Here is a 13,478-nt window from a genome sequence, read left to right on the forward strand (position 1 = left end):
ATAGGTTTAACATCGCCAGCTAAACCATTCGCCAGTCGAAAAAGTCGTGCGGCAATGAGCGTTTTGGCCCTGCGATCTCGCAGATTCTGTTCCCAGCGTTGGAAAACCGTGGTCTGAAGAATTTCCATGATTACGTTCCATGTATTTTATAAACTACATTGTGAATTGACAAGTTGAAAGTAGAGAATAAAAAACTGGGAGGTAAGAGGAAATGCTGGTGGGCGTAAACAGGAAAGCGCCTCGCAGACATCTTCTTCGGGGCGTGACAGGCCTGTGCAACCACCTTAGTGTGACATGATGATTTGCTGGTCGGGGAATAGGAAATGCTCGCTTATTACGCTAATCTTAGGCATGTCATGCGCACTGCTATGGGGGTTATCATGCGCACTGTGTCTAAGGTAAAAAAATCAGTCAATGTCTCTCTGGCTCCAGAGATACTGGAAGAGGCGCGCAAGCTTAAAATCAATCTGTCAGCGGTTTTAACCGAAGCCCTGATCGAAAAATTTCGCGAGAACAAACGCGAAGAATGGTTGCGGGATAATAAAAAATCGATAGAAGCATTAAATCAATGGGTGGAAGAAAACGGTTCGTTCAGTGATTTTCAAAGGACATTCTGATGGAGCAGTATTGCGCTTATGAGAATACAGGAAGTGGAAAAAGCGTTTTTCCGTTTTTAATTAGCTTACAGCATCCGGTGGCCGCTGTTTTGCAGCATGTACTGGTCGCACCCGTTATTGCGCTAAGCCAGTTTCCCAACGAAGTTCCGCCAGCTAAAATTTGCCCGGTTGTTAGCATTGGTGGGCAAGCCTATGTGGTGATGACGTACATGATGACAGGCATACCTGTGAAGAATGTGGGTAACTTTGTGGGAGATCTGACCGCAAACAGGGCAGAACTTCGGGATGCGATTGATTTTCTGATTAATGGCTATTAGAGCGCCCATCCCTGGCGCTCTGTTCCTGCTTCTTTACCCCGCCCGCGCAAATTCTGCCGCTTCGGCAATCAATGCGTCATCCGGGCGTACGCCGGTATACATGGCGAACTGCTCTACAGCCTGTAAGGCAATCACCTCTGCACCGCTGATGGTCTTTTTACCCAACTGCTGTGCCAGCTTAATCACCGGTGTTTCCGGCGGTAGGGCGACGACGTCAAACACTACGCTGGCGGCAGCGACCATCGCTTCGCTGTAGGCCAGTTCATCGCTCTCTTTACCGCCAGCCATGCCGACGGGCGTCACGTTGACCAGAATATCGCAGGCAATCCCTTCCGACTGGGGCTGCCACTGAAACCCATACTGCTTCGCCAGCGTCGGGCCGCTCTCGCGATTGCGCGCGGCAATGATTACATCCGTAAACCCCGCATCGCGAAACGCGGCGATAACCGCTTTACCCATTCCACCGCTGCCGCGAATCATCACGCGTGCGCTGCTATTGAGCTGGTGGCTGGCAATCAGACTTTTTACCGCAATATAGTCGGTGTTAAATCCTGTCAGCGTACCGTTGTCATTGACGATGGTATTGACGGAATCAATGACGCTTGCGGAAGGATCGATGGCATCCAGAAACGACATGCAGCTCTCTTTGAACGGCATAGAGACCGCACAGCCGCGAATTCCGAGTGCGCGAACGCCTTTCACTGCGGCCTCAATATCCTGCGTGGTAAAGGCTTTGTAGATAAAATTCAACCCTAACTTTTCATACAGATAGTTGTGAAAGCGAGTGCCAAAGTTGCCAGGGCGACCGGCAAGCGACATGCACAACTGGGTGTCGCGGTTAATCATGTTAAATTTCCTCGGCGTGAGACAATATGTACTGTTCGGCTTCCTGCGACCAGACCCCCTGATGACGCTCCAGAATATCGCGCAAGGCTGGATCATCAATCTGGGTGAGCGCGGTTAATGGTAAGGCTTTGCCGGTGTAAACCAGTTTTTTCCCGCCGCCGACTGTTGGCAGTTCCAGCGTGGTTTCACCTGCCGCATTCAGCCCCAGAATGTGCGTCACCACTTTTGCCGCCTGAACTTTCTTCTCTTCGATAAGTTTAACCGCCGCGCGCATGTCGTCGGTATTGCCGCCAGACGTCCCAACATAATGGGTGAAGGCGTAGTGTACGTCGTAGAAGTTAATCGGCGCGCTAAATTGCTTATCCTGCGGACCAGCAAAGAAGTTCATGCAACCATCGGCAGCCAGCAGGGAAGAGGCCAGCGTAACCAGCTGTTCGTTGGGCACAAACACAAAGATGTCATCAAACCCGTGCCCGCCGCTCAGCGCCATTAAGGTGTCATAACTCGCATCCTGGGCGTGGAGATAATGGATCAACGTTTGTGGTTCTGATGGATAGTGCTTGCGGGCGTAGCTCAACTTGTCGTTATTGGTGTCGGTTACCACCAGCAGCGCCGGGTTAACCGGGCCATGCAGTGCATAGTCGATCGCCAGTAGTCCCATCGGCCCGGTGCCGCCGAGTATCAGTGTACGTCCCTGCGGACGAATGCCCATCTTATGGTTATAAGAGCCTTCCTGCAGGTGATAGTTGGCGTTGAATGCGCCAATCACGCAGGACAGCGGCTCAACCAGCGAACCTTCAAAATAGGTTTCGCCTTCGTAGGCCAGCAGGCAGTCCTGCTCCATCACCTCATTGGGAATAACGACGTGGGTGGCTTCACCGCCCACCCACGGGAAGGAGTATCCCGGGCAGTCCGGGCGATCCGGCAGTTGCAGGTTAGCCTGAATGACATAGCGCTGGCCGGGTTGAAACTTATGCTGCCATTTTTTGCCTACGGCAATAATGTCGCCGCAAAACTCATGACCGATGATGATCGGGTTGGTGGCCACATCGTCCGGCACCTTTTTGTGGTTCTCGCCCTGGCTAGCCTCTTTCCAGGAAGAAAGGCACAGGCTGTCGGTTACGACTGAGGCCAGAATTTCATCGTCCTGCATTTCAGGAAGGTCGAAGGTTTCCAGGCGCAGATCGCGTTTACCATAAAGACGTAAAGCTGTTGTTGTTTGCATTGTTACCACCTCTTCCTCTTTCGAGGACTATTTGTTGAAGTTGCCCCGGCATTGCCGGGGCGAAAAAATCAGGACAGGAAGCCCAGTGCGTTACCGATAATTCCCAGCGCAAACAGGGCGAAGATTAGCCATACCGGATTAATTTTCTTGTTGAGCAGACGCACCATCAGCAGCGTCAGACCCAACGCCAGCAGGCCGGGGCAGAGTTGGTCGAGAATGTTCTGCACGGTCATGGTGACGGTGGTGCCGTCTGCGCCAGGCGTTTGCGATACCACCAGCGGCACGTTGATGCTGGTCCATTTGGTGACCAATACTCCCATCACAAACAGGCCGAGAATCGATGCGCCTTCGGTCAGTTTCTGCAGCAGGTTGCCGCCCATGTCGCTGACGATGTTGACCCCTTTACGAAAGCCAAGCTGTAAGCCGTACCACTTCATTGCCAGACGTACTGCATTGAAAATAAAGAAGAACAATAGCGGGCCGAGAATGTTACCGGACAGCGCCAGCGATGCGCCGAGCGCGGCGGTAATCGGGCGCAGCGTTCCCCATACCAGCGGATCGCCGACGCCTGCCAGCGGACCCATCAGGCCGACTTTGATGCCGTTGATTGCGCCATCGTCAATTTCCGCACCGTTGGCGCGTGCTTCCTCCATTGCGGCGGTGACGCCAATCACTGGGCCGCAAACGGCAGGGGTGGTATTGAAGAACACCAGGTGGCGTTTGAGTGCGGCAACCTGATCCTCTTTCAGTGGATACAAGCGCTTGATGGCGGGGATCATGTCGTAGCAAAAGCCCAGCCCATGAATGCGTTCGAAGTTGAATGACGCCTGTTGCAGGTTGGAGCGAACAAACATGCTAAACAGGTCGGATTTGGTCAGTTTTTTCTGTTCCATGATGGGCTCCGTTAGTCTTCAAGCTGATCAAGAGCTTGAGAAGAGGGGGCTTGCGCCTGCGGTTCAGTCTTACGCCACTGTGGGTTCAACTGGATGTAGACCAGCGCGATAATCACGCCAACCCCACCGAAAGCCAGCAGGCTCAAATCGAGATAACCCCCAGCGATAAACCCGAGGAAGAAGAAGGGCATCAGGTACTTCACGCCCATCATGCGCAGTACCATGGCGTAACCGACGACTACGATAAAGCCACCGGCAATCTGCAATCCGCGGGTGACGAATTCCGGAATGGCGTTGAGCATATTGCTGACCATATCGGCGCTGACAAACAGCGAGACGATTAATGCAGGAATGGCAACGCGCAGCGCCTGCACGCCGAGGGCGGAAACGTGCAGCATGTCGATGGTACGAAAGCGGGCGTCTTCGGCGGCTTTATCCGCCGCGTGCTGGAACACAACGGTGATGGTACGGGCGAATACCGTCAGTACCTGGCCTGCTGCCGCGACTGGCAGAGCGATGGCGATCCCGGTGGCGATACTCTGTTGCCCGACAATCACCAGAATGGCGGAGATAATACTGGCGAGTGCCGAATCGGGAGACTGTGCAGCGCCAACGTTCATCCAACCCAGAGCGATTAACTCCAGCGTGCCGCCGAGCATAATCCCGGTTTTTAAATCACCGAGGATCAGGCCGATGACGGTACAGGCGATGAGCGGGCGGTGGGTCTGGAACTCATCCAGCACGCTGCCCATTCCGGCAATACAGGAGAATAGAAATATGGCTATAATCTGTAGGGTACTTATTTCCATAATATGTCACCTTGTGAATGTGATCATCCCTGCCTGTTACAGCATAAATACACAGGCGTTTTTATTTATTCAGCGAGCGATTGTTCTTTTATTTTCTCAAGGATATTAACTGATGGGTCTGATGCGACGACGCGCAAATCCAGCGTAACGCCTAATTTAGCTAACTCATGAAAAGCATGAATATCGTCATCATCTAATGAGACCGCTTTGGTTAATTGTTTTTTACCGGGTCGCCAGGCCATGCCGCCAATATTTAACGTGGCGATTTTTACCCCTTGTTTTACCATTGCTAATGCATCTTGCGGACGAGTAAAAAGATAAAAAACGGTTTCGTTCTGATATTGCGGATTATGGTAAACCGCGACTGCTTTTTCGATATTAACGACGTTCACTTTCATTCCCGGCGGGGCGGCCTGACGCAATAATGTGCGACGTACTTCATCGTTATAAACGTCGTCATTACAGATAATAATCCGTTGTGCATTCGCCACCTTCGACCAGACGGTGGTGACCTGACCGTGGATCAGGCGGTCATCAATACGAGCAAGGGTAATGTTCATCAGAAATCCTCTTCGGCCGTTTCCAGATGTTTCCAGACGACACAGGTTTGTTGAGCAATGGTCGTCAGGTGTTCACACAGTTCATCCACATTCATACTGCTTTGGTTGTCTACCAGCTCCAGCGCCAACGGCAGTGATAACCCGCTGATGACCCGTATCGCCGGATTGTGCATCGCCAGCGTCGCGGCGGCATTCCAGGGACTGCCACACTGCAAATCGACGGCAATCAGCCATTCATCTCCGGTGTGAATACTTACTAACTTTTTCAGCTTTTCCACGATGTCGCTGGCGTTCTCTCCGGGGACAAATGCCACGGCTTCAACGTTGGCCTCGCCGTAGACCATCTGTACCGATTCCAGCATGGCGCAGGCCAGATTGCCGTGGGCGCAGAAGATTGCATTGACCATAAAACCTCCTTAGCCGCGCGTTTTACCGCCCGCAATGTTAGTGGTTACTCCGGTTATGTAACTGGCACGATCAGACAAAAGATAACAAACAAAATCAGCGACTTCGCTTAAGCGCCCTGAGCGACCAATTGGGATTGCGTTCCTGGTGTAGCCCTCGCGCAGCTGTTCGACGGTGATGTTGCGAGTCCAGGCCAGCGCTTCTTCATACTCGGGAGTGCGCAGACCGGTTTTTTCCAGAATGCCAGGTGCAATGCCCACCACACGAATGCCGTGTTTTCCCAGCTCTTTCGACCAGGAACGGGTAAAGCTATTCAGTGCGGCCTTGGTGGCGGCATAGCAACTTTGGCCTTCTGAGCCTTCCAGTCCGCTTTCTGAAGAGACATTCACAATCACGCCGTTACGCTGTTTTACCATTTGGCGTGCTACGGCTTGTGACATTAAGAACACACCTTTCTGGTTGATATTCACCATTTTTTCAAAAGCGGCTTCGTTGAGTTCATATTGCCCGGCGGGTGCTTTTTCATCGACCAACAATCGCGGGAAATTAACGCCTGCGTTATTCACCAAACCATCAATACGCCCATGGCGGTGGATAATTTCAGCAACAGTATGATTAACCTCTTTGGCGCTGGAAATATCCGTTGGCCAGAAATGATATCCACTATGGCCTTCATATTTACCGTCACCACCGTGAATATCCGCCATTTGCACATTCGCGCCCTGTGCCAATAACTCTTCAACAATCGCCAGCCCAATTCCGGATGCGCCGCCGGTAACAATAATGACTTTACCCTGCAGATTTAACCACGTTTGCATAATTAACTCCCAATTTCAGATAAGGGGAGTCCACATAAAATTAATTATGTCAGGACCCATTCGAATATATTTACTTCAACAATAATTCAGCGGTATGGCTGTTAGTCACTAAACCGTTAATATAATTGCCACGCAATGCGCCCAAAATTCCACTGTATTTCTCTTCACCCATTGCAATGCCAATTGAGTAGCGCGCCTGCTTTAATTTATTGGTTTCAATGGAAAGTGTTTTTTCACTCATATTGGTTTCTACCGTCACGCCGTTGATATTGTAAAAGCGCGAGCAAATGTCTCCGGCTACCTGACGGGCATGCAGGTCATCGCTCTCTTCGCTGCCGTAAAAGGCGTGCCAGTTGGCGCCATCACGTATTGCCGGAGATCCAATCCCGACCAGCGCGATGTCCAGATTATCCCAATAAGCGGAAATCGATTTGAAATGTTGGGACTGCATAATGCCATTGCGAATGAGCGGGTTCTCCAGCAGCGCCGGGAAATCGGCCAGATGCGATTCCCCCTTGAGCTTTGCCGCTGCGCCGTAGGTCAGCGTATTAACGTGGTAGCGGCTTTCAAGCTTGCCGGATGGCCCGCCAATAATCGGCACGCAGATCAGCTGACGTGACTGACTGGCAGGGGATAATCCTTCAACAAGTCCCCGCACCGCGCGGCCCCATGAGAACCCAATAATGTCGCCGGGTTCCAGTAAGCGTTCCAGCAACTGTGCGCCGTGCACACCCATCATCGCGAGTTGTTCGTCTTCCTGTTCGCTGTCGCATGAGACCACCACCGCCTCTTTCAGGCCAAATTTCTGTTTTAGCTGCTGTTCCAGCCACAGATTTTCGTTGTAGTCGTAATTAATGGCGATGGTGACGATACCCTGCTCGCGTCCACGTTTTAGCAAACGGCTGATCGTGGTGCGGTAAATACCCAGCTCGCGGGCGATTTGCGCTTGTGTCATATCCTGTTCGTAATACAGCTGCGCTATCTTTACGATCAGGCGGATATCATCGCTGTTTTCCGTCGCCATTTTTGGACTCCTGCACATTTGTGCAAATCACGAAATTGTCTTCTTGATCTGATATAACCCCAACTGTTCTCCATCTCAAAGCTATTTTCACTTATTTCAGCGCCCTGTAATGACCGATTGTGTTGCACATTTGATGTGGTGATGGCGTGTTGTTGGCACAGATGTGCTTATCTCTCTAATGTATTGATTCTGCTTGTTTTCACCCAACAAAATTGCAGGGATGGATCGCTGACACTTTTGTGTCAAAAGGTGTGACGGATCACAAATAGCGCGTGGGCAGTCGAACACGATTATTTTTTATCGTCCGCAAGGTAGGGTATATTTCGCTTTTAATACACAAAAGCATTCAAGTTGTATCAAGGCGGCAAGGGAACGAATTCCTGGGAGTATAGATAACTATGTGACCAGGGTGAGTGAGGGCAGCCAACGCAGAGACGGCTTGAAGGATGAAGTGTATACAGGAGAAATTATGCTGCCCGACTCATCTATCCGATTAAATAAATACATCAGTGAAAGCGGAATCTGCTCGCGTCGCGAGGCGGATCGCTTTATCGAACAAGGGAATGTCTTCCTGAATGGTAAACGCGCCACCATTGGCGATCAGGTGATGCCTGGCGACGTCGTAAAAGTGAATGGTCGGTTGATTGAGCCGCGTGAAGCGGAGGATCTGGTTTTTATCGCGCTGAACAAGCCGGTAGGAATTGTCAGCACCACCGAAGACAGCGAACGCGACAACATTGTTGATTTCGTGAATCACAGCAAGCGCGTGTTCCCCATCGGTCGTCTGGACAAAGATTCCCAGGGACTGATCTTTCTGACTAACCACGGCGACCTGGTGAATAAAATCCTGCGCGCTGGTAACGATCACGAAAAAGAGTATCTGGTGACGGTCGATAAGCCCGTAACCGACGACTTTATTCGTGGGATGGGAGCCGGTGTGCCAATCCTCGGCACCGTTACCAAGAAATGTAAGGTCAAGAAAGAAGCGCCGTTTGTGTTTCGCATCACGCTGATTCAGGGGCTGAACCGCCAGATCCGCCGTATGTGTGAGCACTTTGGTTATGAAGTGACGAAGCTTGAGCGCACACGCATCATGAACGTGAGTTTGTCCGGCCTGCCGCTGGGAGAATGGCGTGACCTGACGGATGACGAACTGATCGATCTGTTCAAGCTGATTGAGAATTCATCATCAGAAGCTAAACCGAAGGCGAAAGCGAAGCCAAAAGCCGCCACCGCAGGCATCAAGCGCCCGGTAGTGAAAATCGAAAAATCGGCGGAGAAAGAGAAATCGCGCCCGGCGGCAAACGGGAAGCGTTTTACCTCGCCGGGGCGTAAGAAGAAAGGACGTTAACGTCTGCCGCGCGTTGGCGTATTCGCCGACCAGGAAAATGACGCCTCTGAATCCGGTTTATAAGCCTGCTTTTTCTTCAACTGGCGGGCTTTTTTAGCTTCGGCTTCGCGCAAGGCCATCAGTTTATCGATGTACTCTTTCTTGATGCTGTTGGTCTCAGCGTTGGTCAGCAGTCGACCATGCGCAATGCGCGCGCGGTCAAGCAGCGTTTTCAGTTCACGCTGTTCGCGCTCGGTCATCTCTTTTTGGGTAATGCGGGGGAGTGCCATACGGGTGCCCTCTGTTAGCCGATAGTCTCAGTGTACGGTAATCCTGGCCAGGCTGATAGCGCTCAATAGGCAATACGCAATTTTCCGCTAAAGTCCTGCTGGGTATAACCCGTTGTTTTGAATCCTTTATCCGTGATGATGCTATCGATTTCTTTTAACGTGGCGATACACATCACCCCATCCTGACCAAATTTGGTATGGTCGGCGAGAATTACCGCTTTTTTACTCATGGCAATCATGGACTTCGCCACGTACGCCTCATCAAAACTTTTTACCAGCACTCCATGCTGAGGCGAAATTCCACCTGCGCCAATGAAGCAGATATCGGCGTGAATGGCGTTAATTTGCTGACAAACCGAGACACCGAGATTGGCGCGAAAATGGTAGTCATATTCACCGCCTAAGACGTAAACGCGGGCCTGAAGATTATGCTCTTTAATTTTATCCGCAATTAACGCTGAGTTGGTAATAACAGAATAAGCGAGTGGGGGTAATAGTTCAGCAAGAATTAAGTTAGTCGTACAGGAGTCAATAAACAGCGTATCGCGTTCGCTAACCATCGTGGCGGCAATTTTACCAATTGCCATTTTTTCATCACGGTGTATATCAATCCGCGCGCCGAACTCATCTTCCTGAACGACCTGTTTTTTGACAGCCCCGCCATGGATTTTGGTAATTTGTCCTTCGGACTCCAGTATCGAGAGGTCACGGCGAATGGTCTCTGATGTAACTTTTAGCGTTTCCGATAATTTGATGACTGTGACTTCACCGAACTTATTTAATTCATCAAGAATATGTTTTCTTCTTTTAATCGGGTTCATTATTTTCCGCCAATGTCGTGCTTTGGCGCATGGTAACTGGATGCGCAAAGCAACGCAACCACTCCAGCGCACAGACAATACCTTCATCATCATTAGAGGCCGTCACATAGCTGGCGTGTTGTTTTACTGCATCAGGCGCATTGCCCATGGCGATACCGATGTTCGCAGCGGTAAACATACTGATATCGTTCTGCTGATCGCCAATCGCCGTAACCTGTTCGGTCGCTATATTTAGCTGTTGCCTTAACATGTTTATAGCATAGCCTTTGTTTATTTCAGTTCGTTGGATGTCAATATAATTCCCCCCGGTGATTGTCGCCATATAACCACAGGGCAATTCATTAATCATTGCCGTACATAATGCATTTATTTTTGATTGTTCTGCCACTAATGTGATCTTATAAATGTCATGCTGATTAAAAATATATTCAGGCGTTGCCGAAATAAAGGGTAGCTCAAATAAGTTGGCCTCATAAGTCGTCCATGGTGCTACGAGTCGGTCATCACGATGATAAATAGCATCGGCGCTAAAAAAATGATGGGGGTAGCAGGAAAGAGAAATAGATCGGTCAATCTCCCGGAGATCCATGCAAGAGAGTGTCGCAGTATGAATAATATGCTGCGACGTCATCTCCAGAATTTGCCCGCCATTAAAACCGGCGCACCAGGCAAACAATTTATCTACCTGTTGCTGTTGTAACAGGCGCACCATAGAGGAGACCGGCCTGGCGGAACAGGCTGCCAGCAGACCGCCACGCTGGCGGAACTCAATCAGCGCCTGACGCGTGCGCGGGCTGATTGTTTTCTGCGATGTCAGTAACGTTCCATCCAGATCGGTCACCAGCAACATTTCTCTTTCCTCTGAGTTTACTGAGCAATAAACGGTGTGACGGCCTCTTTGGCGGCGTTGCAGACCATATTGTCGATTGCCGTACCGACGACCAGAATATTGACCCCGGTATCTTTAAACGCTTTGGCGTTGGCGAGGTTAATACCGCCTTCTGCCAGCGTTGGTACATCAACCGCGCCAACCAGCGCTCGCAGCCTTTCTTTAATGGCCTGTGGAATGTCGCCTGCGGCTACGCCTTCATAGCTCATACCGGTCATCAGGCCGATCATATCGACGCCAATTTCCTGCATCCGCTTCGCCACGCTGGAAACCTCTTCCGGCGTACGCGCAGGAATACCGAAAGTATGCAGATCGTCCGGGTGACCAATATAGGCGTCAACGGTCAGACCATATTGATGGGCGAGATTAACGATATCCTGCAGATCGTCCCAGTCGGATTTATGCGTGTGCAAACCATCGGCTCCGGCACGGGCAATCTCCAGAATCTCAGTGTCACTGAGCGGCACGGGCAAGGTTTCGGTAAAACCTCCCGCAATACCCACGGTAATGAAAATATCGTCAGGAACCACGTTACGCACGCCGTGTACCGCTTCAGCCATTTGCCCGTTGGTGATTTCATGGCGGATCTGCTCTGCTGCATGCATATTGCTCACGCCTTTGTGTCCACGCGCCAGCGCCAGTGCCGGGTGGTTTGGTTCCAGCAGCTTAACGCCTGCCTCACACACCGCTTTCGCCAGACGCGCATCGTCGCCAGTGATCCCCGTACTGAGGATGGTTTGTCCGCCGTGGAGCGCAATGGCATCTTTCACTTTCTGTAACGCTTTGGCGCGTTTTTTATTCATATCGCCTTTAAACATGGTGTACCTCTGGTGTTGGTGCATTAATTAACGGGCTGACGCTGCAGGTTCGCTCTGTACGACAGCCTTAAAACGGTTAGCAATAATGGTGGTAATACAGGTCATCGCCATTGTTGTGATCATCACGATAGCCATCTGAAGCGCATTGCTGGACAAGAACGGCGAGGCAAAAGCGGGAACATAAGCCACGCCTTTAACGTTAAAGAAGCCCAGCATCATGCCGCCCATTCCGGCCCAGAAAATGGCGGAGCCAAAGACAATTTTGTTGGCGAACATGAAGGGATAGGCAGATTCCACGAAGGTTCCGAAACCCAGGTTAATAAGCAGCCCCGGTGTGGCGACGGCGGCTTCACTTTTTTCGCGAGGGGCGATAACGTTGGCAAGGTTAATCCCTGCGGCAACCATCACCAGACCCACCATATCGACTGCGCCGAGGAAGCTTACGCCGGATTTTTCCATCTCCAGCAGAACCAGCGGCAGAATGACCGCGTGGTAGACCCCGCCCAGGATGGCTGGCCAGATAACCAACCCCGCCAGCAGTCCGGCAAGAACAGGACTGAAAGCCAGAGTGCTTTCGATAGCCAGTTTGATGTAATTACCTGCCGACAGCGCCAGCGGACTCAGCAGATAGTGCATGATCAACCCGGCGGCAAGACCTGAAATCCCACCGGCGACGATGTTGACGGTGGTCATCGGAAAGCGCCAGTTCAGGCACAGTTCAAACAGCCAACGAACGAAAATCCCGGCCATCAAGCCGCCGATAATCCCGCCGATCAGCCCCCCTTCAACGGACAGCACCCCGGCGACGACCCCGGCAACGATTGAGACTTCATCCAGCTCAGAAATCTGTTTTGCCGCCAGCACGGCAACCAATACCGGCAGGCCTTTCAGCAGGATTTCAAAAATATCGTTAAGTTTTTCCAGACCCGGGATGTGGCTCAGGGCGAGAACAATTGCCATCGCGATAAAGCCAGGCAGCGCAGGGATCATAATGCTGCGAATGTTAAAGCGTTTGAGCAGGCTCTTTCCGGAGCCACCCTGGGAGGGTGAAGCGCTACCCAGCTGCGGCTTGTACTTAATGCCCCAGTGTTTACACAGAGACGCCACGAAGGAGACTGCGCGGGTGCGGCTGGTGGTACCGGTCGTACCCGAGGTCGCGACAATATTTGCCCCTTTTGCGGCCACCAGCGCCATTGACGTTCCGCCGGTGCCAACGATCGGTGTTTTCATTTCAACGGCAGCGGTGAAGACCTCGTGGTTCGCTTTTCCCGGATCGGCGCTCATCACGACGATCCCGTCGATCGTGCCGCTACGGATCATCCCGGCAATCTGGCGATCGCTTTCAATCACCGAAGCGTTCACCTCTGAAAGTTTTCCCTGAAATATCCGTTGTGGTTTTTGTTGGTTTTCTTTGGTTAATGCAAACACGGATGCCGCTGTGTGGGGTTTGGCAACATCCATCGAGGCTTCCGCCGCGATAAACTGCACGGCGGCAACTTCCACACCTGCGGCTTCGCACTGCTGATAAATTTCCTGGAGTAGCTTCTCTGGCTCTGCGCCACCCAGGTTGTAGAGGTTGCCTCCACTGCTTCCAATAATCGCAATTTTTTTCATAGCGGCCTCAAAGATAGGGTAAAGGGGTTATTTGTGTTGTAGTGGAATCATAATTCCAACTAAAACAAAACAAATCAACATTAAATTAGCGAGGTAAATTGCCATTTGTATGGGGTTTGTTTATTAATTGCTTGAAATAAAAAGAATAAATTAAGATTTTGTTTTGTGTGGATGTTTGTTGTTTTGTGATGGAGTTCAAAGG

Annotated in this window: 16 protein-coding genes; 3 read left to right on the forward strand and 13 right to left on the reverse strand. The window is 51.2% G+C overall.

Features of this window, described 5'->3' with window-relative positions; genetic code table 11:
• Positions 1-323 precede the first annotated feature (323 nt).
• Both JTI85_RS02665 and JTI85_RS02670 read left to right on the forward strand, forming a co-directional pair.
• Positions 324-617 (forward strand): type II toxin-antitoxin system CcdA family antitoxin, encoded by a 294-nt coding sequence (locus JTI85_RS02665; RefSeq protein ID WP_003844689.1) that lies wholly within the window; start codon positions 324-326, stop codon positions 615-617.
• Positions 617-934, forward strand: a complete 318-nt coding sequence (locus JTI85_RS02670; protein WP_219352071.1) for a CcdB family protein — start codon at positions 617-619, stop codon at positions 932-934. The genes JTI85_RS02665 and JTI85_RS02670 overlap by 1 nt, the downstream gene beginning before the upstream one ends.
• Before the next feature lie 33 nt (positions 935-967).
• Here JTI85_RS02670 and JTI85_RS02675 read toward each other — a convergent pair whose 3' ends face one another.
• The 8 genes from JTI85_RS02675 to JTI85_RS02710 form a co-directional block, all read right to left on the reverse strand.
• Positions 968-1,780: a shikimate 5-dehydrogenase gene (locus JTI85_RS02675; protein WP_219352073.1), complete on the reverse strand. Its 813-nt coding sequence runs from the start codon at positions 1,778-1,780 to the stop codon at positions 968-970.
• Position 1,781: 1 nt separating this feature from the next.
• Entirely contained in the window at positions 1,782-3,005 is a 1,224-nt protein-coding gene (gene sorE / locus JTI85_RS02680; protein WP_219352074.1) for an L-sorbose 1-phosphate reductase, read from the reverse strand.
• 68 nt (positions 3,006-3,073) lie between these two features.
• Positions 3,074-3,898 carry a PTS system mannose/fructose/sorbose family transporter subunit IID gene (locus tag JTI85_RS02685; protein ID WP_003031641.1) on the reverse strand — a complete coding sequence of 275 codons (825 nt, stop codon included), beginning with the start codon at positions 3,896-3,898 and terminating at the stop codon, positions 3,074-3,076.
• Positions 3,899-3,909: 11 nt separating this feature from the next.
• Positions 3,910-4,707, reverse strand: coding sequence for a PTS mannose/fructose/sorbose transporter subunit IIC (locus JTI85_RS02690; protein ID WP_044715019.1), 798 nt, complete (start codon positions 4,705-4,707; stop codon positions 3,910-3,912).
• A gap of 65 nt (positions 4,708-4,772) precedes the next feature.
• Positions 4,773-5,267 carry a mannose/fructose/sorbose PTS transporter subunit IIB gene (locus JTI85_RS02695; RefSeq protein WP_048213952.1) on the reverse strand — a complete coding sequence of 165 codons (495 nt, stop codon included), beginning with the start codon at positions 5,265-5,267 and terminating at the stop codon, positions 4,773-4,775.
• The gene (locus JTI85_RS02700; protein WP_219352076.1) at positions 5,267-5,674 is read right to left on the reverse strand and encodes a mannose/fructose/sorbose PTS transporter subunit IIA; all 408 of its coding nucleotides are present in this window, start codon (positions 5,672-5,674) and stop codon (positions 5,267-5,269) included. The genes JTI85_RS02695 and JTI85_RS02700 overlap by 1 nt, the downstream gene beginning before the upstream one ends.
• A gap of 9 nt (positions 5,675-5,683) precedes the next feature.
• Complete coding sequence (locus tag JTI85_RS02705) at positions 5,684-6,490, reverse strand: SDR family oxidoreductase (RefSeq protein ID WP_219352078.1); 807 nt, start codon at positions 6,488-6,490, stop codon at positions 5,684-5,686.
• 70 nt (positions 6,491-6,560) lie between these two features.
• Positions 6,561-7,514 (reverse strand): sugar-binding transcriptional regulator, encoded by a 954-nt coding sequence (locus JTI85_RS02710; protein ID WP_219352080.1) that lies wholly within the window; start codon positions 7,512-7,514, stop codon positions 6,561-6,563.
• Positions 7,515-7,983: 469 nt separating this feature from the next.
• Here JTI85_RS02710 and rluF point away from each other — a divergent pair, with 469 nt between their 5' ends.
• On the forward strand, positions 7,984-8,865 hold the full coding sequence (gene rluF, locus JTI85_RS02715) for a 23S rRNA pseudouridine(2604) synthase RluF (protein ID WP_032948298.1): 882 nt from the start codon (positions 7,984-7,986) through the stop codon (positions 8,863-8,865).
• Here the strand turns inward: rluF and JTI85_RS02720 are convergent.
• From JTI85_RS02720 to JTI85_RS02740, 5 genes are all read right to left on the reverse strand, one after another.
• Positions 8,862-9,134, reverse strand: coding sequence for a DUF3811 domain-containing protein (locus JTI85_RS02720; protein ID WP_003031655.1), 273 nt, complete (start codon positions 9,132-9,134; stop codon positions 8,862-8,864). The two genes, rluF and JTI85_RS02720, sit on opposite strands and share 4 nt — an antisense overlap.
• A 62-nt stretch (positions 9,135-9,196) precedes the next feature.
• Positions 9,197-9,955 (reverse strand): DeoR/GlpR family DNA-binding transcription regulator, encoded by a 759-nt coding sequence (locus JTI85_RS02725; protein ID WP_115644076.1) that lies wholly within the window; start codon positions 9,953-9,955, stop codon positions 9,197-9,199.
• A complete protein-coding gene (locus JTI85_RS02730; RefSeq protein ID WP_115644074.1) occupies positions 9,942-10,805 on the reverse strand; it encodes a Cof-type HAD-IIB family hydrolase in 864 nt (287 codons plus the stop codon). The genes JTI85_RS02725 and JTI85_RS02730 overlap by 14 nt, the downstream gene beginning before the upstream one ends.
• A gap of 17 nt (positions 10,806-10,822) precedes the next feature.
• On the reverse strand, positions 10,823-11,662 hold the full coding sequence (locus tag JTI85_RS02735; RefSeq protein ID WP_044702272.1) for a histidine biosynthesis protein: 840 nt from the start codon (positions 11,660-11,662) through the stop codon (positions 10,823-10,825).
• Between the two features lie 27 nt (positions 11,663-11,689).
• On the reverse strand, positions 11,690-13,276 hold the full coding sequence (locus JTI85_RS02740) for a PTS sugar transporter (RefSeq protein WP_219352082.1): 1,587 nt from the start codon (positions 13,274-13,276) through the stop codon (positions 11,690-11,692).
• Positions 13,277-13,478: the final 202 nt, after the last annotated feature.

It is taken from the genome of Citrobacter sp. Colony219 (assembly GCF_019382635.1).
Lineage (GTDB): Bacteria > Pseudomonadota > Gammaproteobacteria > Enterobacterales > Enterobacteriaceae > Citrobacter > Citrobacter youngae.